Annotated in this window: 24 protein-coding genes and 1 pseudogene; 6 read left to right on the forward strand and 19 right to left on the reverse strand. The window is 66.9% G+C overall.

Annotation, left to right across the window (positions count from 1 at the left end; translation table 11 throughout):
* Nucleotides 1-7 precede the first annotated feature (7 nt).
* The 3 genes and pseudogenes from E4341_RS11340 to E4341_RS11350 form a co-directional block, all read right to left on the reverse strand.
* Nucleotides 8-343, reverse strand: coding sequence for a helix-turn-helix transcriptional regulator (locus E4341_RS11340; protein WP_165117339.1), 336 nt, complete (start codon nt 341-343; stop codon nt 8-10).
* 52 nt (nt 344-395) lie between these two features.
* Nucleotides 396-704, reverse strand: coding sequence for a hypothetical protein (locus E4341_RS11345; RefSeq protein WP_240893685.1), 309 nt, complete (start codon nt 702-704; stop codon nt 396-398).
* A 79-nt stretch (nt 705-783) separates the two neighbouring features.
* Nucleotides 784-1,062: pseudogene (locus E4341_RS11350) on the reverse strand (ParB N-terminal domain-containing protein); the annotation flags it as partial.
* A gap of 548 nt (nt 1,063-1,610) precedes the next feature.
* Between E4341_RS11350 and E4341_RS11355 the strand changes: the two are divergent.
* Nucleotides 1,611-1,895 carry an AlpA family transcriptional regulator gene (locus E4341_RS11355; protein ID WP_008260373.1) on the forward strand — a complete coding sequence of 95 codons (285 nt, stop codon included), beginning with the start codon at nt 1,611-1,613 and terminating at the stop codon, nt 1,893-1,895.
* Nucleotides 1,896-2,154: 259 nt separating this feature from the next.
* Here E4341_RS11355 and E4341_RS11360 read toward each other — a convergent pair whose 3' ends face one another.
* From E4341_RS11360 to guaB, 7 genes are all read right to left on the reverse strand, one after another.
* Nucleotides 2,155-2,694, reverse strand: a complete 540-nt coding sequence (locus E4341_RS11360) for a hypothetical protein (RefSeq protein WP_008260164.1) — start codon at nt 2,692-2,694, stop codon at nt 2,155-2,157.
* A 136-nt stretch (nt 2,695-2,830) separates the two neighbouring features.
* On the reverse strand, nt 2,831-4,084 hold the full coding sequence (locus E4341_RS11365; protein WP_040349340.1) for a tyrosine-type recombinase/integrase: 1,254 nt from the start codon (nt 4,082-4,084) through the stop codon (nt 2,831-2,833).
* 290 nt (nt 4,085-4,374) lie between these two features.
* Nucleotides 4,375-5,937 carry a glutamine-hydrolyzing GMP synthase gene (gene guaA, locus E4341_RS11370; protein ID WP_165117341.1) on the reverse strand — a complete coding sequence of 521 codons (1,563 nt, stop codon included), beginning with the start codon at nt 5,935-5,937 and terminating at the stop codon, nt 4,375-4,377.
* Nucleotides 5,934-6,647, reverse strand: coding sequence for a 5'-methylthioadenosine/S-adenosylhomocysteine nucleosidase (locus E4341_RS11375; RefSeq protein WP_165117343.1), 714 nt, complete (start codon nt 6,645-6,647; stop codon nt 5,934-5,936). Before E4341_RS11375 ends, guaA begins: the two co-directional genes overlap by 4 nt.
* Nucleotides 6,644-7,945 carry an RsmB/NOP family class I SAM-dependent RNA methyltransferase gene (locus E4341_RS11380; RefSeq protein ID WP_165117345.1) on the reverse strand — a complete coding sequence of 434 codons (1,302 nt, stop codon included), beginning with the start codon at nt 7,943-7,945 and terminating at the stop codon, nt 6,644-6,646. The genes E4341_RS11375 and E4341_RS11380 overlap by 4 nt, the downstream gene beginning before the upstream one ends.
* A gap of 9 nt (nt 7,946-7,954) precedes the next feature.
* Nucleotides 7,955-8,350 (reverse strand): MAPEG family protein, encoded by a 396-nt coding sequence (locus E4341_RS11385; protein ID WP_165117347.1) that lies wholly within the window; start codon nt 8,348-8,350, stop codon nt 7,955-7,957.
* Nucleotides 8,351-8,356: 6 nt separating this feature from the next.
* Complete coding sequence (gene guaB / locus E4341_RS11390) at nt 8,357-9,814, reverse strand: IMP dehydrogenase (RefSeq protein ID WP_165117349.1); 1,458 nt, start codon at nt 9,812-9,814, stop codon at nt 8,357-8,359.
* Between the two features lie 127 nt (nt 9,815-9,941).
* Here guaB and E4341_RS11395 point away from each other — a divergent pair, with 127 nt between their 5' ends.
* Nucleotides 9,942-10,487, forward strand: coding sequence for a DUF2061 domain-containing protein (locus E4341_RS11395; RefSeq protein ID WP_165117351.1), 546 nt, complete (start codon nt 9,942-9,944; stop codon nt 10,485-10,487).
* A 43-nt stretch (nt 10,488-10,530) separates the two neighbouring features.
* Here the strand turns inward: E4341_RS11395 and E4341_RS11400 are convergent, their stop codons facing one another.
* On the reverse strand, nt 10,531-10,908 hold the full coding sequence (locus E4341_RS11400) for a hypothetical protein (protein WP_165117353.1): 378 nt from the start codon (nt 10,906-10,908) through the stop codon (nt 10,531-10,533).
* A 22-nt stretch (nt 10,909-10,930) separates the two neighbouring features.
* A complete protein-coding gene (locus tag E4341_RS11405) occupies nt 10,931-11,641 on the reverse strand; it encodes an RlmE family RNA methyltransferase (protein ID WP_055753232.1) in 711 nt (236 codons plus the stop codon).
* Nucleotides 11,642-11,713: 72 nt separating this feature from the next.
* On the opposite strand from E4341_RS11405, the gene E4341_RS11410 reads away from it, so the two are divergent.
* The 4 genes from E4341_RS11410 to E4341_RS15445 all read left to right on the forward strand — a co-directional run bounded on the left by E4341_RS11410 (nt 11,714) and on the right by E4341_RS15445 (nt 14,445).
* Complete coding sequence (locus E4341_RS11410; protein WP_017504078.1) at nt 11,714-12,175, forward strand: peptidylprolyl isomerase; 462 nt, start codon at nt 11,714-11,716, stop codon at nt 12,173-12,175.
* Between the two features lie 128 nt (nt 12,176-12,303).
* The gene (locus E4341_RS11415) at nt 12,304-13,401 is read left to right on the forward strand and encodes a glycosyltransferase family 4 protein (protein ID WP_165117355.1); all 1,098 of its coding nucleotides are present in this window, start codon (nt 12,304-12,306) and stop codon (nt 13,399-13,401) included.
* Complete coding sequence (locus E4341_RS15440) at nt 13,394-13,930, forward strand: hypothetical protein (protein ID WP_205751280.1); 537 nt, start codon at nt 13,394-13,396, stop codon at nt 13,928-13,930. The genes E4341_RS11415 and E4341_RS15440 overlap by 8 nt, the downstream gene beginning before the upstream one ends.
* Before the next feature lie 23 nt (nt 13,931-13,953).
* Complete coding sequence (locus E4341_RS15445) at nt 13,954-14,445, forward strand: glycosyltransferase (RefSeq protein ID WP_205751281.1); 492 nt, start codon at nt 13,954-13,956, stop codon at nt 14,443-14,445.
* Here the strand turns inward: E4341_RS15445 and E4341_RS11425 are convergent.
* The 7 genes from E4341_RS11425 to E4341_RS11455 form a co-directional block, all read right to left on the reverse strand.
* The gene (locus tag E4341_RS11425) at nt 14,391-15,491 is read right to left on the reverse strand and encodes a glycosyltransferase (protein ID WP_165117357.1); all 1,101 of its coding nucleotides are present in this window, start codon (nt 15,489-15,491) and stop codon (nt 14,391-14,393) included. The two genes, E4341_RS15445 and E4341_RS11425, sit on opposite strands and share 55 nt — an antisense overlap.
* Nucleotides 15,492-15,530: 39 nt before the next feature.
* Nucleotides 15,531-15,623 (reverse strand): glycosyltransferase family 4 protein, encoded by a 93-nt coding sequence (locus E4341_RS15720; RefSeq protein WP_165117359.1) that lies wholly within the window; start codon nt 15,621-15,623, stop codon nt 15,531-15,533.
* Nucleotides 15,599-16,786, reverse strand: coding sequence for an O-antigen ligase (locus E4341_RS11435; RefSeq protein WP_165117361.1), 1,188 nt, complete (start codon nt 16,784-16,786; stop codon nt 15,599-15,601). The genes E4341_RS15720 and E4341_RS11435 overlap by 25 nt, the downstream gene beginning before the upstream one ends.
* Before the next feature lie 35 nt (nt 16,787-16,821).
* Nucleotides 16,822-17,736 carry a glycosyltransferase family 2 protein gene (locus E4341_RS11440; RefSeq protein ID WP_165117363.1) on the reverse strand — a complete coding sequence of 305 codons (915 nt, stop codon included), beginning with the start codon at nt 17,734-17,736 and terminating at the stop codon, nt 16,822-16,824.
* Complete coding sequence (glf, locus tag E4341_RS11445) at nt 17,733-18,881, reverse strand: UDP-galactopyranose mutase (RefSeq protein WP_165117365.1); 1,149 nt, start codon at nt 18,879-18,881, stop codon at nt 17,733-17,735. Before glf ends, E4341_RS11440 begins: the two co-directional genes overlap by 4 nt.
* On the reverse strand, nt 18,865-20,115 hold the full coding sequence (locus E4341_RS11450; RefSeq protein WP_165117367.1) for an oligosaccharide flippase family protein: 1,251 nt from the start codon (nt 20,113-20,115) through the stop codon (nt 18,865-18,867). The genes glf and E4341_RS11450 overlap by 17 nt, the downstream gene beginning before the upstream one ends.
* Nucleotides 20,116-20,219: 104 nt before the next feature.
* Nucleotides 20,220-20,633, reverse strand: a complete 414-nt coding sequence (locus E4341_RS11455) for a DUF2177 family protein (RefSeq protein ID WP_165117369.1) — start codon at nt 20,631-20,633, stop codon at nt 20,220-20,222.
* Nucleotides 20,634-20,642 lie beyond the last annotated feature (9 nt).

A 20,642-nucleotide genomic window follows, 5' to 3' on the forward strand; every position in this document is an offset into this window, starting at 1 on the left:
GGGATCCTTAGGGGCAACAGGGCGCGAGTTCAGCCAGCAGGGGTTCGCACAGGTCCGCCCTGCCCCCGCAGCAGTCCTTGAGCAGGAAGAGGACCAGGTCGCGAAGCCGATCCAGGTCGGCCCGGTAGATGATCGACCGGCTGCGCCGCTCCGACCTGATCAACCCCGCGCGCGTCAGGACGCCGAGATGGGACGACAGGGTGTTGGCCGGGATCACCAGATGGTTGGAGATGTCACCGGCCGGCAGACCATCGGGTTCGTGACGCACGAGGAGGCGAAACGCCTCCAGCCGCGTCGATTGCGCCAAGGCGGCGAGAGCGAGAATCGAGGCTTCCGTTTCCATAGTTCCGAATTAGTCGAACTATGGAAGCGATCAAGCTCTCGCTTTCTTTTGATCAGGCTGACCGACGTCCCAGCCTGTGGATGCCACGGATGTAAACCAACTCCGCCAAGAGCTCGATCAGAGTCTGGGTGACGATAATGGCCGGGACCAGGGGGATGGCGCCGGGCACGACCAGGGCCAGCGGCAGGACCACGAGCGAGTTGCGGGTCCCAGCGCTAAAGGCGACGGCGCGGCCGGCTTCCGGCGTCAGCCGTGCGAGCCTCGAGACGGCCCATCCGATGAGCGGCGCCAGCACGGAGAAGGCGACATAGACCGGCACGACACTCAGGGTCCGGTCGAGGGTCTGTCCGAGTTGCGGCATGACCGCGGCGACGGGCGTCGTTCTCGGCGTCCACGATCACGCGCACCGGATGGGTCCGCTTGATCGCCTTGCGCTTGGCCAGCAGCCGAAGCCCCTGACGGCGCCCCTCGCCAATCGTCACTAGGTAATTTCCCGTAGGTTCGCCCTCCTCGGTCCGCTCGATCTCGATCACGGGCGGCTGCAACACCCCCTTGGCCTTGATGGAGGCCGCGAGGGCCTCGATGGTCGCGGGCGCATGCGGCGTCTTCCTCGCGTTCTTCGGCGAGGCCTTGAGCCGATTAAGCGGCACGATGAGTTCCGCGCCGTGTTGTGGCGCGGTCGCTTCAGTCGCGACGGTTTCGGTGGATTGAGCAGTCATGTCTGCCTCCTTTGGGCTTGGGTTGCAGGCACGCGAACTGCGCGCCTGAAACCCTGCCCGTCGGCGAGACCGGGGTAGCAAGGGCCAGGGCGGACCGGCCGGAGGGGGATCACCCGACCTGCACAAGCCTGACCCTGATTGCGGCTATGATGACGATCGTCGGCGCGGAAGGTCGGGGAGACCGGCCGGTCCGGCGGCGCAGCCGCTTCACCCTGGCGCGCGCGAGGGCGGAGCCCTTAGCTCTGCAAGCCCGACGAACCGTGCATTCCGTCGTCAAAGTCGACCGCTAAGAACCGGAGCTTATCGGTCACTGGCCACGATACCCAGTTGCAGCGAGGAAGGAGCCTGAAGAAGGCGGCGCCCATCCTGCGGTGCGGGATGACCGCGGCGGAGTGACTGGGATCGGTGACCCGTCGACTAAGCGACCGGGCGTCATCAGACGACGTCTGCGCAGACGGTGCTGAGAACCGTAAGACCAACACCGCGGGCCTGCGTGTTTTCCCTGCGGCATCTTTCGGTTCGAATCGACCCGAACGAGGAGATGCATCATGGGACAGACCCATTCGCCCCTGCCACGGACGATCAAGAAACCGGAACTGCGCCAGATGGTGCCGCTCGCAGACAGCACCATCTGGGAGATGGAGCAGCGCGGGGAGTTCCCCAGACGCTTCCGGCTGACGCCGCGATGCGTGGTCTGGGATCTGTCGGAGGTGCAGACCTGGCTGGAGAAACGCCGCCGCACCCCCGTCACGCCGGCCAAGGCTCCGGATGTGCGCCTGCGCCGATCACGCCCCGTCCACGACGGGCCGGGCGCCTCCCGACCGCACCTGTAAGCCGCGCCTCGCTTTAGAAAACGGCGAGCGGATTATCGACTGCTTCAGCCGGGGATGGCGGAGGCAAGGGGGACGGGACACGGGCTTCCAGGGCCGATAATTGATTTCTTCACCCCCGCGAGCTATATGTCGTCCCGAGGCCAGATCGGTTGAAACAGCCTCACCCGCCTCTTCGGAGGTCCACGCGTGAGCGAGATAGGGATTTCGATCCCGGAAGCGGCTACCGAGTGACTTCTGATAAGGGCGCCTCCGGGCGCCCTTATCTTTTCCGGTGGAACTTCAGCTTTTCGCCCTTCAGCGTCTTGTCGATCAGAACGGCGAAGCGAACCTTGCTCATGTGCGCAATAGCGAGCGCCTGCGCCGGCTCCGGGCTGTAGGCGCTTTCCACGAAGAGCTTGAGATCGACGCCCGCGTCGGCGCCGCGCTTGACCCGGAAGAAAACCCTGTAGTCCCCTGCTCCGCCGTCGTTGCGCACACCGATCCGCAGGAAGTTCGCCTCCGGGGTCTGATAGACGTGCGCCGTCGGCAGACCCTTCAGGATATGCGGGAGCGCCTGCGACAGCCCATAGCGGATCGGACAGAAGACGCGCCGCCTCGGACCATCCCAGACCGCGACCGCAGTTTCGTCGTGCTGGGCGGCGTCGAAGGTTTCACTGAAGCAGTGGTTGCTAAACCGGACATCGATCTTCACGCCGTTCGGACGCGACTGGGTGGCCATCTCCAGCACGAAGGGCTCGAGATGGTCGAACGCGAGCGTCTGCCCCGCGACTTCCAGCGGCGGAAAATACGGCCCGGCCATGGCCTACAGTCCCAACAGGTCCGGCGACCGCTTGCGCAGTCCCGGCCGGACGGCCGTGCGCTTGGTGGCGGCAGCCTTATCCCGCGCGTCGATCATGTCCTTGTCCCTGCATTTTCTGCTGGCATCCCGACGCATTTCAAAATTTCGGATCAAAACGCGGTGCGCTGACCTCTGACACGGTCAGAACCGGCGTGTAGGCGCGGCCCGCTTCCCAGGCGTCCACGGCGTTCGACCATTCCTGCGCCATGTGGCGGCGCTGGGTCTCGAACTCCGCCTTGTTGTAGACGCCTCGCGAAGATCGCTCTTCGTGAGCGAGCCCTTTCTCGATCCAGTCCGAGTTGAAGCCCATCTCGTGCAGCAGGGTCGAGGCCGTCCGCCGCAGGTCGTGCACGGTGAAGGGCTCGAGCGGAAGGTTACCCTTTCCGGCCCTTTCAGCGATCGCACTGGTGACGCGGTTGAAAGTCGCCCGCGACATCGGCGCATCGGCGTCATAGCGCGACGGCAGGATGTATTTCGAGTTGCCGGCGCAGGTCTTCAGAGCGACCAGGATGTCGAGCATCTGGGTGGAGAGGTAGACGTTGTGAGGGCGTGAGCGCTTCATGCGCGCAGCCGGGATCGACCAGACCGCATTGTCGAAATCCACCTCGGTCCACACCCCGTCCTGAAGTTCGCTCTTCCGAACCATGCTGAGGAGGATGAACTTCAAGCCGAGCCTGATGGTCGGCAGGGTCGCGACCTCACCCAGGAGCATCAGCATGATCCGGATTTCGGCTGGGGTGAGTGAGCGATCGCGCGGCCGGAAGGTGGCGATCGAAGCCGGACCCACGTCATCCGCAGGATTGTCGATCTTCTCGCCGTGGAGGATGGCCCAGCCGTAGATTTGTTTGACGATATCCCGGACATGGATCGCCGTGGCGGGCGCCCCGCGATCCACAATCGCCTTGCAGTGGGCCCGCAGATCGTCGGGTGTGATCTCGCTCAGCAGGCGGTTCTTCCACTTCGGCAGGATGTCCCGATTGAAAATCGCCCGGCGCATGTCGCGGGTGCTGTCCGCCATCGGCGCGCGGTCCATCCAGCCCTGGGCGACCTGTGCGAAATCGTGAGCTTCCTTCAGGCGACGTTTGGCGCGCTGCTTTTCAACCGCGGGCGACACCCCGTCCGCGATCGCCTTCTTCACCTCGATCAGCCGCTCACGGGCTTGGGCCAGCGTCAATCCGGCGCTGCCGTAACGCCCGAGCGTCAAGGTCTCTCGACGGCCGTTGAACCGATAGTCGTAGCGGAATGAGATTGCGCCGCCCGTCGAGACATAGACGTACATGCCGTCCCTGTCGGTACTCTTGTAAGCCCTTGCTTTCGGTCGCAAATTCTTCAGCGCAGTGTCGGTAAGCACGGTATAATCGCCTCTCTCCGTCGGTCCTCGAAATCGGTCCCGCCAAGACGGCTTTTTCTCATTCATCTCAATGACTTGCTGGAAATGAATACCGTCAGACCGCGGCCCGATGTCAGGACGGTATGAGCCCGAGTCCGCCAGATCAATGCAGCGGCGTACCGTCGGCCAGTCCGACAAAACGAAAAAAGACCCTCCGAATGGCTCCGAAGGGTCTCGACAGAATTCACAATGTTGTCAGGCCTTTAGAGGCCGCTTCGGAAGCGATACCGAATGCTGCCGAAGGGTCGGGACTATTCCCACTCGATCGTCCCCGGCGGCTTGGACGTGACGTCGTAGACGACGCGGTTGACGCCGCGGACTTCGTTGATGATGCGGGTGGCGGTCTTGGACAGCACGTCCCAAGGGAATTGGTAGAAGTCGGCGGTCATGCCGTCGGTGGAGGAGACGGCGCGCAGGGCCAGGACCTTTTCATAGGTGCGGGCGTCGCCCATGACGCCGACGGTCTTGACCGGCAGCAGCACGGCGAAAGCCTGCCAGATCTTGTCGTAAAGACCCGCCTTGCGGATTTCATCCAGATAGATGGCGTCGGCCTGTTGCAGGGTCTCGACGGCGTCCGGCGTGATCTCGCCGGGGATACGGATGGCCAGGCCCGGTCCGGGGAACGGGTGGCGGCCGACGAAGGCGTCGCTGAGCCCCAGTTCGCGGCCCAGGGCGCGAACCTCGTCCTTGAACAGTTCGCGCAGGGGCTCGACCAGTTTGAGTTTCATATAGTCCGGCAGGCCGCCGACGTTGTGGTGGCTCTTGATGACGTGGGCCTTGCCGCTGGACGAGGAGACGCTCTCGATCACGTCTGGATAGAGGGTGCCTTGCGCCAGGAATTCGGCGCCCTCGATCTTGGCGGATTCGCGATCGAACACCTCGATGAACAGCCGGCCGATGGTCTTGCGCTTGGTCTCGGGGTCGGAAATGCCGGCCAGTTCGCCGAGGAATTCCTTCGACGCATCAACATGCACCAGCGGGATGTTGTAGTGCTCGCGAAACAGGGTCGTGACCTGGGTGGCCTCGTCCTTCCTCAACAAGCCGGTGTCGACGAAGACGCAAGTCAGTTGATCCCCGATGGCCTCATGGATCAGAACGGCGGCGACCGAGGAGTCAACGCCGCCCGACAGGCCGCAGATCACCTTGGCATCGCCGACCTGTTCGCGGATCTGGGCGATCTTCTCGTCGCGATAGGCGGCCATGGTCCAGTCGCCCTTCAGGCCCGCGATGCCGTGGGTGAAGTTCTTCAGCATCTGATGGCCGCGCGGTGTGTGCATCACCTCGGGGTGGAACTGCACACCGTAGAAGCGACGGGCCTCGTCGGCGATCACCGCATAGGGCGACCCTTCGGACGAGGCCACCACGTCGAAGCCTTGCGGAATGGCGACGATCTTGTCGCCATGGCTCATCCAGACCTCTTCGTTCTCGCCGACAGGGGCCAGGTCGGCCAGCAGGGGCGAGGTCTTCTGAACCGTGATCTCGGCGCGGCCGAACTCGCGGGTATGGCCGCCCTCGACCTTGCCGCCCAGTTGCTCGCACATCGTCATCTCGCCGTAACAGATGCCCAGCACCGGCACGCCGGCCTCGAACACGCCCTGCGGCGCGCGGGGACTGCCCTCTTCATGCACGCTCTCGGGACCGCCCGACAGGATGATGGCCGCCGGGTTCATGGCCGTCAGAGCCGCTTCCGCCTTCTGGAACGGATGGATCTCGCAATAGACGCTGGCCTCGCGCAGGCGCCGCGCGATCAGTTGCGTCACTTGGCTTCCGAAGTCGACGATGAGGACCTTTTGGTGGTCTTGCGGCGTGGTCATGGCGTGATCGAATCCGGGGCAGGAAGATGGGCGCGGTCTTGGCGGGGTGGGGCCGATATTTCAAGGGCGGGAAGCTCAAGAGCGGCGGGGCCGTCGACCTCCAGCACGGCGATCAGCCGATCCAGGGCAACGGCCAGGTTCTCGTCGACATGATGCAGGGTCGAGGTCCAGTCCTCCAAAGCCTTCAACTCGGCGCGACCGTCCGACACGCCGCGTAAGGCGATCAGAGGCACACCGAAGGTCTGGGCGGCGCGGACTAGGGCCCAGGTCTCCATGTCCACCATCTCGGCGTCGATGGCGTCATAGGCGACGCCGGACACGACGTCCGCTCCGGTCGACAGGGTCGCCGTCGGCACGCCGGGGATCGGGCACGGCAAAGGCAGGACGGCGGGCTGGTGCAACAGGGGCGTCACGCCCTTCGGAAAACCGAGCGGGCTGGCGTCCATGTCGCGATAGGCGACGGACGAGGCCTGATAGACCGCCGCATGATCCAGCACCCGCGATCCGCACGAGCCCAGCGATACGATCAGATCCGGCAGATCGCCCGCCGCCTCCAGCCGCGCCAGGGCGGCGCCCAGGCTCACGGCGGCCTCGACCGGACCGACGCCGGTCATCAGCGGCGCGATCCGGGCCTGAAGGTGCAGGCCGAATTCAGCAGGCGCGGCCATGACGTAGAGCAGCGAAACTCCGCCATGCCGCGCCAGCTTCATGCCGCGCGCTCGTAGACGGCGGCGAAGAAGCCGTCAGTGTCGGCCGAGGCTGGCGACAGCCGAAGGCGCGCCCCGGACGCCAGGTCGGAGAACTTCGCCTGCGCCGCCTCGGTCAGGTGCGGCGCCGACAGGACATCGGTGACGGCGACCGGGCGGAAGTCGGGATTGGCGGCCTCAAACGCGTCCACACTGGCCTCGTTCTCGCGCGCCAGCATCGAACAGGTGACATAAACCAGTCGGCCGCCCGGCTTCACCAGCTTGGTCGCCTGGCTCAAAATACGCACCTGCAGGCCGTGCAGCTTTTCGACCTCCTCGGTCGTCAGCCGCCAGGCGTCCTCAGGACGACGACGCCACGTGCCGGACCCCGAACAGGGCGCATCGACGAAGACCAGATCGGCCTGGCCGTTCAGGTCTTCCAGGCCGCCGCCATTCTGACCGATCAGGACCAGATCCGCCTCGACGCCCGCGCGCTGCAGGCGAGGACGGATGTTCTCCAGCCGCTTGTTGACGACATCCGAGGCGACCAGCTTGCCTTGCGCCTTCATCGCCTGGGCCAGACCCAGCGTCTTGCCGCCGCCGCCGGCGCAGTAATCCACCACCGTCATGCCGGGCTGCGCCCCAGCCAGCCAGCAGACGACCTGGCTGCCTTCGTCCTGGATTTCGAACCGACCGGCCTTGAAGCCGTCCAGCGCCTGGATGTTGGGCGGCGGTTCCGACGGCACGCGCAGGCCGACGGCCGACCAGGGCGTGCGCGACACGTCCAGTCCTGCGGCCTTCAGTTCGGCCTCGACCTCATCGACCGTGGCGCCCGCATCATTGACGCGCAGGTCGATCGGCGCGCGCGGCGCCATCAGGGCGTGGGCTTCCTCGGCCCAGCGGTCGCCGAAGGTGGCCTTGAAATCCTCGACCACGAACTCGGGCAGGCCGGCGGCGACCCAGCCCGGCAGTTCGCCCTGCCCCGCCGTGATGCGGCTGCGCTCCTGTTTGGACAGCGGGCGCGGACCATAGCCGTCGCCCGAATGCAGGGCCTCGATCTCGTCCAGCGAAAGGCCGTCGATGGCGTGCAGCGAACCGATGACCAGAGCCCGACCGTCTTCACGCCCGCCCATGATCCACGACAAGCGGCCGCGCGCGCGCAGCACCTTATAGACCCGGTCGGCGATGGCGCGCCGGTCCTTGGACCCGGCGTAGCGGTTGGCCGTGCCCCAGGCCTTCATGACGGCCTCGGCCGGTTGGCGGCCCTGGGCGATGGAGTCCAGGACGGAGGCGGCGGCGGCGAGGCGAGCGGCTGGGGTCAATTCAGGCTTTCAAACGAAGAACAGGGACGACAGGACCATGACCAGTCCCGCAAGCGAGACCACCCAGACCAGCGACCGGATATAGGGAACGCCGAAGGCGTAGAGCGGCACATAGACCACCCGCGCCCAGAAATAGAGCGCCGCGCCCCACACCGTCAGGGCGCTGGACGCGCCGATGACATGGGCGATCAGCACCGCGCCAATGAACAGCGGCAGGGTTTCGTACAGATTGGCCTGGGCGCGTTCGAGACGGCCGGTCAGCGGCTTCTTCGCCTCCGGCGTCTCGTCGCGCGGACCCGCATTCCATTTCGAGCCGAACTCGGCCGTCCGCGCGCCGGCGGGCAGGAAGATCTGAACCAGGGCCAGGATCAGCGTCAGGGCCAGATAGGTGAGTTCGGTCGTCATGGTCGCCTACCCTTGCCGATAGTTGGGCGCTTCACGCGTGATCATCACGTCGTGGACGTGGCTTTCACGCAGACCCGCACCGGTGATGCGCACGAAACGGGCGCGCTCCTGGAACTCAGGAATGGTGCCGGCGCCGACATAGCCCATGGAGGCGCGAAGGCCGCCGACCATCTGGTGCAGGACCGGGCTGATCGGCCCCTTGTAAGGCGTCTGACCCTCGATGCCCTCGGGCACCAGCTTTTCGGACGAGACTTCCTTTTGGAAATACCGATCCGCCGAGCCGCGCGCCATCGCCCCCACCGAGCCCATGCCGCGATACGACTTGTAGCTGCGGCCCTGGTACAAGAAGACCTCGCCGGGGCTTTCGTCGGTGCCGGCGAACATCGAGCCCATCATGGCCACGTTCGCGCCGGCCGCGATGGCCTTGGCCAGGTCGCCCGAGTATTTGATGCCGCCGTCCGCGATGACCGAGGCGCCCGTGCCGTTGGCCGCGCGCGCGGAGTCCATCACCGCCGTCAGCTGCGGCACGCCCACGCCGGCGACGATGCGGGTGGTGCAGATGGAGCCGGGACCGATGCCCACCTTCACCGCATCCGCGCCTGCGTCGATCAGGGCGCGCGTCGCATCATAGGTCGCGACATTGCCGGCGATGATCTGCAGCCGGTTGTTCTCGCGCTTGATCCGCTCGACCACCTGGGCGACCGAGGCCGAGTGACCGTGGGCGGTGTCGATCACCACCACGTCGCAACCCGCTTCGGCCAGCGCCATCGCGCGCTCGTATCCGGCGTCGCCGACGGTGGAGGCTGCGCCGACCAGCAGGCGGCCCTGCTCGTCCTTGGCGGCGTTGGGGAAGGCCTGGGCCTTCTCGATGTCCTTCATGGTGATCAGGCCGACGGCCCGATAATCCTCGTCCACCACGATGACGCGTTCGATCTTGCGGGTCTTCAGCAACTCGCGCGCCTCGTCGCGGCTGGCGCCCTCGCGGACCGTGATCAGGTCGCCCGTGGTCATCAGCGAGGCGGCAGTGACGTTCAGGTCGCTCTCGAAGCGCATGTCGCGGTGGGTCAGCATCCCGACCAGCTTGCCCGTCGCCGGATCCACGACAGGGAAGCCGGTGATCTTCTTGCGCGCCACGATCTCGCGCACTTCGCCCAGCGTCGTCTGCGGGCCGACCGTCACCGGGTTGACCACCATCCCGCTCTCATAGCGTTTGACGGCGCGGACCTCGTCAGCCTGCTCCTCGATGGTCATGTTGCGGTGCAGAACGCCCAGACCGCCGGACTGAGCCATGGCGATGGCCAGGCGGCTTTCCGTCACTGTGTCCATGGCGGACGACAGCAGCGGAATGTTCAGTTTGATGTCGCGCGTCAGCTGGGTCGAGACATCGACCATCGCCGGCATGAACTCGGATGCGCCGGGTTCCAGCAAAACATCGTCGAAGGTCAGTCCTTCGCGTATCTCCATAGGGAGTCTCCGTTTTGCGGGCCGCGTATAACGGGATGCGGGGGTCGGGGGCAAGGCCGATTGCGGTTATAGGCCCGATAGATTTTATTGCTTTGCAACCCGCAGGGCCGCTCACCATTCTCTCCGCATGGTCGGCGTCATCCTCAGCACCGCGCGCAAACTGGCTCTGAAGATCGCCAGCTATGGCGTCATGCACCTGATCGTCGCCATCCTGGTCGCCTTCGTCATCACCCGCGACTGGCGCATCGCCCTGGCCGTCGGCATGGTCGAGCCGATCTTTCAGACCATCGCCTACACCGTCCACGACCGCGTCTGGCATAAGGTCGAGCGGCGTCGCATGGCCTCCAATATTGAGGAGGCGACAGAGGCCTTCACCGCCCGCCTCGACATCATGTCGCCCGAGGAACAGCGCCGCTCGCACGACGCCCATCACGGCCACAGCCACACCCTGCCCCGGTCGTTCAAACAGATCGCGCTGAAGACCGTCACCTATGGCGTCATGCATTTCGCCGTGGCGGTCGCCGTAGCCTACGCCCTGACCAACGACATCCGCACGGCGCTGACCATCGGCATGGTCGAGCCTCTGGTGCAGACGCTCTTCTTCGCCCTGCACGACCGCATCTGGTCGCGAATCGAAGAGCGTCGGGCGCGCAGCGCCGTCGCTACGGCCTAAGCCTTACAAGCGATCGCTGGTCTATCGCCAGATGCGCGTTCTATCAGCGCGCTTCCAGGACAGGAACAAAGCGAACTTCCGAGACCTCGCCATCACCGGGTGCTGGCAGGTGGTCGACAAAGAAACGTCCGCTGGTGTCGCTGAACACGTGGAAGCAGTTCTCGGAATAGTCTCCGACTTGAGTGCAAATTTGACCGTCCGACACGCGATAGCGACCTTCGCTTCTTGCTCTGCCATGGACCACGTATCGACCCTCGGGAAAGAAGAACTGCGCTCGATCACCAATGACTGTATCGACGTAATCCAAATGGACCCCATCCAGCAGGTACCGCAGGACCTTGTCGGATACTGGTGACAGATCATCAGCTGAGGGCGACGGAGCTGCTTGAAGCGCTGCAGCCAAAACCAAGACCGGCATCATCGACTTTCTCCGGTACGCGCGATTATCGCTTGTTCAGCGCGACCAGAAACACCTCGGCGCTGTCCTTACGGCTAGACGCCGGCTTGACGTATTTCACCGTCTCGAACTCCTCGCGCAGCCGCGCCAGAACGCCGCCGGCGTCCCCGCCCTGGAAGTTCTTGGAGACAAAGTTGCCACCCGGCCTCAGGGTACGGATGGCGAAGTCGGCGGCGATCTCGATCAGGGCGATGATCTTCAAATGGTCCGTCTGGCGATGCCCGACCGTGTTGTGCGCCATGTCCGACAGCACCAGGTCCGGCGCCCCGCCGATGGCGTCGATCAGCTGCTGGTCCACGCCCGGATGGGTGAAGTCGGCCTGAAGCAGTGTTGCGCCCGGGATCGGCGCGATCATCAGCAGGTCCACGCCCGCCACCGCACCCGCCCCCCGGTTCAACGCCACCTGAACCCAGCCGCCCGGCGCCGCGCCCAGGTCGATGACCTTTGACCCGCGCTTGATCAGCCGGAACTTGTCGTCGATCTCGATCAGCTTGAAGGCCGCGCGCGAGCGCCAGCCCTCGGCCCGCGCTTTTTCGGACCATTTGTCCGACAGCTGGCGTTTGATCCATTGCTGGCTCGACATCGACTTGGTGTCGGCCGTCTTCATCTTGGTGCCCATGCCGCGTCCGGCGGCGGTCCCGCCGGTGGGCGGTTTCACCATCCGGCGGCGTTCCTGGGGCTTTTCGTCTTCGCTCATCGTTCCCACATAGCCCCGACCGGCGTTGCGGGCTATGTCCCGCCTCAAATCAACCCAAAGAGGACGACCGACATGGCCGACACCCTGACCTTCACCCTGGACACCGGCGACGGCGAAGCCCGCGACGTGGTTATCAAGCTGCGCCCCGACCTGGCCCCCGGCCACGTGGAACGCATCACCGAACTAGCCAAGGAAGGCTTCTACGACGGCGTGGTCTTCCACCGCGTGATCCCGGGCTTCATGGCCCAGGGCGGCGATCCGACCGGCACCGGCACCTCGGGCTCCAAGAAGCCGAACCTGAAGGCCGAGTTCTCGGCCGAGCCGCACGTGCGCGGCGTCTGCTCGATGGCCCGCACCTCGGACCCCAACAGCGCCAACTCCCAGTTCTTCATCGTCTTCGACGACGCCACCTTCCTGGATCGCCAGTACACCGTCTGGGGTCAGGTCGAATCGGGCATGGAACACGTCGACGCCCTGCCCAAGGGCGAGCCGCCGCGCAGCCCCGGCAAGATCGTCAAAGCGACGGTCAACTAAAGCGAAAGCGGCAGAGTTGGACTTCGTCCAACTCGGATTAGATTTCGCACAACGAGAATGTGCGCAATCTTGACGTTTCTCGATGATGGCTTTCAGTTGCGCGACTGAGCCATCGTCGGGGGACGACATTGCGCATTCTTCTGGTCATCGAGCCGTCCGGCGGCGGCTCGGGGCGTCATGTGGTCGATCTGGCCCGCGCCCTGATCGGAAGCGGCCATCAGGTGTCCCTGATCTGGTCGCCAAGCCGCGCAGAGCCCTGGTTTCCGGCCGCGGTCGCCGCCCTTCCCCTCCACGCCGATGAACGTCTGCCGATGCGACGCAGCGTCGGACCGTGGGACGTCGCCGCCCTTCACACCCTGAATCGCCTGATCGCCCGCCTCGGCCCGTTCGAGATCGTTCACGGCCACAGCGCCAAGGCCGGCGCCCTGGTCCGCCTGGCCCACGCGCCCGGCGCCGCCAAGATCTACACCCCTCACGCCCTGCCGATGATGGGCCCGGCCAGCTTGACGAAGATCAGCGCCGGCGTGGCCGAGGCGCTGTTGGCCCGATCCGGCGACGCCATCATCGCCGTCTCTGAGGAAGAGGCCGCCATCGCCCGTCGCTGGGGGCTCGGCGGAAACCGCTTGCACATCGTCCCCAACGGCCTGGCCGCGCCGCCCGCCAACGATCGTCTTTCAGCCCGCCAGGTCATGCGTGTTCCCGACAACGCTCTGGTCGTCGGCTTCGTCGGCCGGTTCTGCACCCAGAAAGACCCCGTTCGATTCGCCCACGCCGTCCGCCGGGCGAACGCCATCGATCCGCGCATCACCGGCGTCATGATCGGCGATGGCGACCTGGCCCCGTCGGTCAGGACCGCCGCCGGCGACGCCCTACGTCTGCTGGGCGCACGCGATGCCGGGCCTTTGATGCCGGGCTTTGATCTTTTTGCTCTTACCAGCCGTTACGAGGCCGATTCCTACGCCATGATCGAGGCGGCCGCCCTGGGCCTGCCGATCGTCTGCACCGACGTCGGCGGGATCGGGCGTCTGATCCAGGCCGGCGCGCGCATCGACCGCCTGCCCGTCGACGCCTCGCCCGATCATCTGGCCGAGGCGATGCGCACCGCGCTGGCCAGCCGCGTCGTTGCCCTGCCAATTGCGCCGGGCCTGCTGTCCGCCTCACGCATGGCCGAACAGACCGTCCAAATCTACCGCGACGCCTTCGCTCGCCGACGCCTGGGTGGCTGAGCCCATCTTCATCAACGGCCGCTTCCTGACCCAGCCGATGAGCGGGGTTCAGCGCTATGCGCGTCAGATCGTCCGCGCCCTTGACCAGCGCCCCGGCGCGGCCGAGCGTTACGTCCTACTGACGCCCCCCGGCGCCGAGAACCTGAACCTGCTCAACATCCCGACCCGCAAGATAGAGCGCGCGGGCGGCCATCTTTGGGAACAGACCGCCCTGGCCTGGACCGCGCGCCATGGCCGGCTGCTTTCGTTAGGGGGTTCGGGTCCGGTGCTGCACCGGCGGCACATCGTCGTCATCCACGACGCCGCCGTCTTTCGTCATCCTGAGCATTTCCGAAAAGGCTACGCCGCCTTCCACCGCGCCCTGAACAGAATCCTGGCGCGCCGGGCGCGGTTGGCGACCGTCTCCGAGTTCTCCCGGCGCGAGTTGGCCTCGGTCCTGAACCTGTCGCCAACAGCATCGCCGTCGCCCCGAATAGCGCCGACCATCTTCGCAACATCACGCCGGACCCCGCCGTCATCGAAAGCCTAGTCCTGACGCCCCGTCCCTACTTCGTGGCCTTGGGTAATCTGACGCCGAACAAGAATCTCGCCGTCGCCATCCACGCCCTGTCCCATCTTGCAGACCCCGCCGTTCGGCTGGTCCTCATCGGCGACCGACCCGCTGTCTTCGACCGTTCCACCTTTCCGGCCGACCCGCGCCTGATCTTCGCCGGCCGTCGCTCGGACGCAGAGATCGCCGCCCTGCTCGGCGGCGCGCGCGCCCTGGTCTTTCCCAGCCTCTACGAAGGCTTCGGCATCCCGCCGCTGGAGGCGATGACCCTCGGCTGTCCGGTCATCGCCTCCGACATCCCCGCCACGCGCGAGGTCTGCGCCGACGCCGCCCTCTATTTCGACCCTGCCGACGACGCAGCCCTGGCCGCCCATATGGCTGAGATGCTCAGCCGACCGGATGTCGCTCGCCGCGACGCGGGCCTTCGCCGCGCCGACCGTTACGCCTGGTCCTGCTCGGCCGAAACCATCGAAGACCTTCTGCTCAGCACCTGACGATAGACGGCCCTGTGCGCCTCGACGATCGACGCCTCGGTCCAGGCCGGCGCACCGACCGTCGCGAAACGCCAGCGTTCCGGCTGGTCCACAGCCGCTTGCATCGCCGCCGTCAGCGCGCCTGCATCCTGCGGTTCGATCAAAGCTGACATGCCCGCCCCCTGCGCCGCCTCCGGCAAGCCGCCGATGCGCGATGCGATCACGCCCCGTCCCTGATGAACCGCCTCCACGACGCTGCGTCCGAACGGCTCGGCCCACACCGCCGGCGCAACCAGCACATCCACCTTGGGCCAGAACGCCTCCGCCTCCACCTGCCCCAGCCAGACGATTCGCGGATCATCATAAGCCCGCCTCAACGCCTGCACGTAGTCCGCCTTCCCCCGCCCGCCGATATTCAGTGTCCAGTCGCCGTCCAACCTTCTCGTCGCCGCCAGTAGAACCTCGATCCCCTTTTCCGGCTCGACCCGCCCCAGAAACCCGAACCGCATCATCGGCGCCTCGAACAGCGATGGTTTCAGCGCGATCGCCGCCGCACCTGCCGCATTGCCGATCACCGACCCCGGCGTCCGTCGAAAATGGCCGGCCGTCCGATGCATCTCCAGCACAGGCCCGCTCAGGCCGATGACATGATCGACCCGTTGCGACCGCGCCCGCTTGGCCCCCGTCAGCAACACGCACGACCCACACCGCCGCTCGCAACGTCGTCCGCGTCGAAACAGCGACGCCCGCGCGCACAGCATCGACCAGTCCCTCAGCGTCTGCACCAGCGGCAGATCCCGCCGCGCCGCCGCGCGATAGATCGACAGCGAAAACCCCATCGCCAGGTGCAGATGGATCAGATCCGGCCGCACCCGCGCCACCGCCAGATCCACCGCCTGATCCATCAGCGGATTGGCCGCCTCCAGCCCATGCCAAACCGCCCGCCGAACCGCCGACCGCCGCGCGCCGTCATAAGGCCAGTACAGATTTCGCAACGGCAGACGCTGCACGGGCACGCCGTCGATCCGCTCCTTTACCGTCTCGCGTCCCGGCGTCAGCGTCAGCACCGACGCCTCGGCACCCGCCCGCCTCAGCCCTTGGGCCAACTACGCCACGCTGCGTTCCGCCCCGCCGACCTGCGCCGGCGGATACAGGGTGTTGACGATCAGCACCCTCACGGCGCTAGCGACCTTCGCCACGCTAGGGCGCCCACCAGACAGCACAGGAAGACCATCCCCGCCCCCTGCGTCAGGTCCTCCCCGAACATCGCCGCCAGCACATAGATCGACAGCGGCGTCAGCGCGTCCAGCCGCGCCGCCGACGCCAGATGCAGCCCCAGAAGCACCAGCGCGCTCACCACGCCCGCCGTCCGCGCCGTGAACAGATAGCCGTTGTGGCTGACCGACAGCGCCCGAAACGCCCCCATCTCGTCCGCCGACGACCAGCCCGTTCCCGTCGGCCGCTCCACGACCAGATCCACCGTCCGCCGCCAGGTCAGCATCCGCCCGGCCAGATTGTCCTGCAGCGCCATCCTGTCGAACCGTCCAGCAAACCGGCCGCCATCGAGGTCGAACCGCCCCGCCTGCAAAGCCACCGCAACCGCCGCCAGCACGCAGATCGCCAGCACCATCCCCAGCGGCCGAACCTGCTCGCGCCAGCGCCAACCGACGACCATCCTCGCCAGCCCCGCCAGCACAGCCGCCATCATGCCGCCCCGCGACAGGGTGCTGACGAACCCCAGCGCCGCCACGCCGACGCCGCCCCACGTCTTCGCGCCCCGCGCCCAGCGCCGTCCCGCCAGCATCACGCCTGCCGGGACCGCCAGTCCGATCATCGCCATCGCCGCATTTGGATGCTCGGCCAGGGTCGTCAGGCGCACTTGTGCGGCCGTCGTGGTCACCATCGCACGCGGCGACGCCAGCCCCAGGGCCTGCAAAGACTCCAGCCCGACCAGCATCGCCAGCCCGTAGGTGGCCAGGTGACACGCCGCGCCCGCCAGCACAGCCCAGAGGAACAGCCGCCGCCGTCGCTTGTCTCTCAGGATCAGGCTCGCCGCCGCCGGTGCCGCCAGCGCTGAGGCGATCCACCGAAACCAGAAGGCCGCATCCCCGACGTTCAGCCGATCGCCGCCCTGCGCGACCTGCACCAGCAGCGTCATCGCCAGAAAGCCCGCCGCAACCACGCAAGCCGCCCTCAGAACCGGCGCTATGCCTCGCCACGTCACAGCCGCCAACGGCACAGCAACCGCCAGCGCCAGATCCCCCAGCCGCGGCCCGCTGACCTGCCCCGGCGTCAGAAAGAGCGGCAAGGTCACGCCCAGGCCCAGCAAGCCCAAAGCTACCCGCTCATAGGCCGCGCGCACCTGCGACCACCGCAGGGTTCCGCGCCGCGATGCGCTCAGGACGGCCTGCAATGCTCGACCTCGGGATCGAACCGCGCCCCGTCCACAACTCCGGCGACCAGCACCCCGGCCTTTCGCCAGCGTCCGTTCAGGGCCAGCCGACCCGCCAGCCTCAGCCGCGACGCAGCATAGCGCAGCGCCGAGCGCCGTCCCTCGTGCCGCCGCTTGGCCAGGATGACGTTGCGCGTCAGATAGCGATGCAGCCGTTCGCGCCGCGCATCCGGCTCAGTCTCGATGGTCAGCCGTCCCGGCGCCGCGCGCACATGCTCGACTCGGCTGGCCGCGACCAGATAGCCCGGCTCGTCGCGCGACAGCCGCAGCGTATATTCCGTATCGTCGCCCCAGATGAACATGGGCGCCAACGGCAGGCCGTGCCGCATCACCGCCGCCCGGCTGACCAGGACCGACACGAACGTCGCCTGCCGCACCGGCGCCATCCCCTGCTCCAGCCGCTCGCCCCAGGCCGGATAGCCCAGTGCATTCTCGCGCCGATCGATCTCGGGCGTGTTGGTGAGATGCCCCTCAGGCGACCTCACGCTGGAACACAGGAAGGCCGGAACGACGCCCTCGTCCGCCAGCCCCGCTTCCGCCGCCAGCAAGGCCTCCAGCGCATCCGGCGCCGGCAGCACGTCGTCGTCCATCAGCCACACCCGATCGGCCCCGGCCTCGATGGCCGCGCGGATGCCGGCGTTGAAGCCGCCCGCCCCGCCGGTGTTGACCGGCATCCGCACCACCATCGCCTGCCCCGCCCAGGCGTCGGCCAGCATCTCGGCGGTGCCGTCGTCGCTGGCGTTGTCGACCACCACCACCCCGTCGCAATGCCGCGTTTGGGCGATCAGGTGCGCCAGGCATTGCTCCAGCAGGGCGCGCCGGTTCCACGTCACCACCACCGCCCAAACCGACGTGCTCATGCCGCCATCCGAGCGATGGCCGGCGCCAACGACTTCTCGACCAGGCTCAGCGCCCGCCCGACCGCCTGGTCCATGTTGTAATACTGAAAATCGGCCAGCCGTCCGGCGAACCACACCTTGCCCGCAAGCGTCGCCGCCATCGCGCGATACTGCACCGCCAACGCGCGCGACGCCTCCGTCAGGATCGGATAATAGGGGTCGTTCACGCCCGCCTCATAAGCCATCGGATATTCGGTCACCGTCGCCGTCGTCGGACCGCTCTCGCCGGTCAGGTGGCGGAAATCGGTGATGCGCGTGAAGTCGAAATCGTTGGGATAGTTGACCGTCCCGACCGGCAGCCCCTCATCGGCATCCACGACCCGATGGTCGAACCGCACGCTGCGATAGGGCAAGGCCCCGACGGACCGGCCGAAATAGTCGTCCAGCGCGCCGCAATAGACCATCCGGTCCCACGACCCCGCTTCGACCTGATCCATCGGCGTATTCACCGACACCGTGATGTTGGGATGATCCAGCATCCGCTGGAACAGCGCCCCATAGCCGTCGCGCGGCATGGCCTGATAGCGGTCGACGAAATAGCGGTCGTCCCGGCTGACCGCGATCGGCACCCGTGCGGTGACCGAGGCGTCCAGCACCTCGACCGGCAAACCCCACTGTTTGGCGGTGTATCCGGCGAACACCTTGTTGAAGACATAGTCACCCAGCCGCCTCAGATCCGGATCGTCCCCCGCCTGTCGCAGGTCATGGATGCTGGGCCGCGCTCCGAAACCGAAACGCTGGACCAGGGCCTGCGTCATCCGCTTGGCCATCGCGGCGGGAAACAGCGTCTCGATCGAATCCAGATTGAACGGCAGCGGCACCTGTCGCCCGTCGAGCAGCCCTTGGACCCGATGGGCATAGGGCCGCCACGCCGTAAACCGGCTCAGATAGGCGAAGATACGCGCACTGTTGGTGTGGAACACGTGCGGACCATACGGATGGATCAGCCGCCCGCCCGCATCGCGTCGGTCGTGCGCATTGCCGCCGACGTGGTCGCGCCGGTCGATCACCAGCACGCTCTGATCCAGCCCGCGCGCCAGCCGTTCGGCGACCACCGCCCCGGTGAAACCGGCGCCGACGATCAGCCAGTCATATCGCCGGGACATCGCGCCTCCTGCCGGTCTGGAACAACGCCCCCCAGTGCGCCCTCAGGCCGATCAGGCAGGCCGCGACCACCACCGCCTCGCCGATGATCCGCGCGCCCGCCATGCCGGCCGCGCCAAGGCCGGGCGCCAACACCACCGCCGGGCCCAGGGTCGCGACACAGCCCAGCGCCACGATCAGCGCGAACCGTCCATCCATCCGCAGCGGGTTCATCAGATGCAGCCCCAGCACCTGGCTGACGGCCACCAGCGGCAGCACCCAGACCAGAAGACGCAGCACCTCGACGGCGCCCGCAAACCCCGGCCCGAACAACAGTCTGATCAGCAGCGGCGCCGCCAGCGTCAGTCCCGCCGCCAGCAGCACGAACGCCCCCGTCGATGCGGCCAGCGTCCACCGCGCCGTGCGAAACGCCGCCGCCTGATCCTGTCCCAGCAGTCCGGCGATCCGGGGCGCAATCAGACCCGCCAGCGGTCGCATCATCGACCCGGACGCCGAAACCAGCCGGTCCGCCGCCCCGTAAAGCGCCGCCTGCGCCGGCCCGGCCAGCGCCGCGACAACCAGAACGCCCGCCCCCGTATAGGCGACGATGACCGCTCGACTGGCGAACAGCGGCCCGCCCTGGATCAGGACGCGTCGCACAAAGCCCCGTTCCGGCGCCTGAATCGTCTGCCGTCGCAACAACAGGATGCCCGTCGCGACCCATCCGGCCCAGACGCCTCCCGCCTGGACGGCCATCACGCCGCCGACGCTCAGGCCGGGCATGGCCAGAACGACCCCCGTCGCGGCTAAAGCGAAGCCAACCTCCAGCATCGCCGCCGGACCGGGATCGCGAATACCCTGAAAGAACCACAGCAGGCCGGCCCCCTGCCCGATCCCCAGCACGACCGCCATCGCCACGACGCCGCTCGCCCCTTCCAGAACCGGATTCAAGGCCGCCAGGCCGAAGCCGACGGCAGCGGCGGGCAGGATCAGCACGCCGCGCATCGCCAGGGCCTGACCGACCAGGACGCCGCGCCCTTCGACAGCTCCGGCGATGTCGCGCGGCCCCGAGAGCGACTGCCCATAATCCACGACCACCGACACCACCAAGGCCAGGGCGATGGCCGAGGCGAATACCCCGAACCCTTCCAGCCCCAGGCGTCGCGTCAGAACCGGATAGAGCAGCAGCGGCGAGACATAGCGGGCGACATGCGCGCCATAGACCCAGCCCGCATCGGCCGCGCCGCGCGCCGACATCAATCGGTGCCTGCCATCCCCCAACTGTCGCCCCCGCGATCAACCCTGGCGCGAGCTTTAGACACGCGCGACTGCAATCGCAAGCGCGGGCTCAGCCGGGCTGCTTAGCCGAAACGGCCCTCGGCCCAGCGCGCGGCGAAATAGCCGCCGGTCGCCGACAGCATCGTCAGGGTCGTGCCCCAGATCAGGTCGATGATCGTCAGCTTGGTCTGCCACACCGCCAGCGTCGCCTGATTGGTCAGGTCGTAGGTGGCGTAGGCGACGAAGCCCAGCACCGCCCCGTTGATCGCCGCCCGCGTCCAGTTCCCTTCCTTCAGGGCCGGCGCGATCGCCAGGAACACGGTCCCGGCGATGGAGATCAGATAGAAGGCCACCGCCGCCTTCGTGTCCGGCTTGTCGGCCATGATCGGCCCGATGACGGGCTTGTACAGCCGGTTCGTCATGGTGGTCAGCCAGACGAAATCGATGGCTGCAAAGGTCAGGCCGGCCCCGAGATAGGCCGCGACATATTTGATCATCCTCGTCTC

The organism is Brevundimonas sp. 'scallop' (genome assembly GCF_011045535.1).
Taxonomy (GTDB): domain Bacteria; phylum Pseudomonadota; class Alphaproteobacteria; order Caulobacterales; family Caulobacteraceae; genus Brevundimonas; species Brevundimonas vesicularis.

Excerpts from the sequence above, each read along its gene's own strand:
- E4341_RS11340 (WP_165117339.1), bottom strand. The coding sequence starts at position 343 with ATGGAAACGGAAGCCTCGATTCTCGCTCTCGCCGCCTTGGCGCAATCG.
- E4341_RS11345 (WP_240893685.1), bottom strand. The coding sequence starts at position 704 with ATGCCGCAACTCGGACAGACCCTCGACCGGACCCTGAGTGTCGTGCCG.
- E4341_RS11355 (WP_008260373.1), top strand. The coding sequence starts at position 1,611 with ATGGGACAGACCCATTCGCCCCTGCCACGGACGATCAAGAAACCGGAA.
- E4341_RS11360 (WP_008260164.1), bottom strand. The coding sequence starts at position 2,694 with ATGGCCGGGCCGTATTTTCCGCCGCTGGAAGTCGCGGGGCAGACGCTC.
- guaA (WP_165117341.1), bottom strand. The coding sequence starts at position 5,937 with ATGACCACGCCGCAAGACCACCAAAAGGTCCTCATCGTCGACTTCGGA.
- E4341_RS11375 (WP_165117343.1), bottom strand. The coding sequence starts at position 6,647 with ATGAAGCTGGCGCGGCATGGCGGAGTTTCGCTGCTCTACGTCATGGCC.
- E4341_RS11385 (WP_165117347.1), bottom strand. The coding sequence starts at position 8,350 with ATGACGACCGAACTCACCTATCTGGCCCTGACGCTGATCCTGGCCCTG.
- guaB (WP_165117349.1), bottom strand. The coding sequence starts at position 9,814 with ATGGAGATACGCGAAGGACTGACCTTCGACGATGTTTTGCTGGAACCC.
- E4341_RS11395 (WP_165117351.1), top strand. The coding sequence starts at position 9,942 with ATGGTCGGCGTCATCCTCAGCACCGCGCGCAAACTGGCTCTGAAGATC.
- E4341_RS11400 (WP_165117353.1), bottom strand. The coding sequence starts at position 10,908 with ATGATGCCGGTCTTGGTTTTGGCTGCAGCGCTTCAAGCAGCTCCGTCG.
- E4341_RS11405 (WP_055753232.1), bottom strand. The coding sequence starts at position 11,641 with ATGAGCGAAGACGAAAAGCCCCAGGAACGCCGCCGGATGGTGAAACCG.
- E4341_RS11410 (WP_017504078.1), top strand. The coding sequence starts at position 11,714 with ATGGCCGACACCCTGACCTTCACCCTGGACACCGGCGACGGCGAAGCC.
- E4341_RS11440 (WP_165117363.1), bottom strand. The coding sequence starts at position 17,736 with ATGAGCACGTCGGTTTGGGCGGTGGTGGTGACGTGGAACCGGCGCGCC.
- glf (WP_165117365.1), bottom strand. The coding sequence starts at position 18,881 with ATGTCCCGGCGATATGACTGGCTGATCGTCGGCGCCGGTTTCACCGGG.
- E4341_RS11450 (WP_165117367.1), bottom strand. The coding sequence starts at position 20,115 with ATGTCGGCGCGCGGCGCGGCCGATGCGGGCTGGGTCTATGGCGCGCAT.
- E4341_RS11455 (WP_165117369.1), bottom strand. The coding sequence starts at position 20,633 with ATGATCAAATATGTCGCGGCCTATCTCGGGGCCGGCCTGACCTTTGCA.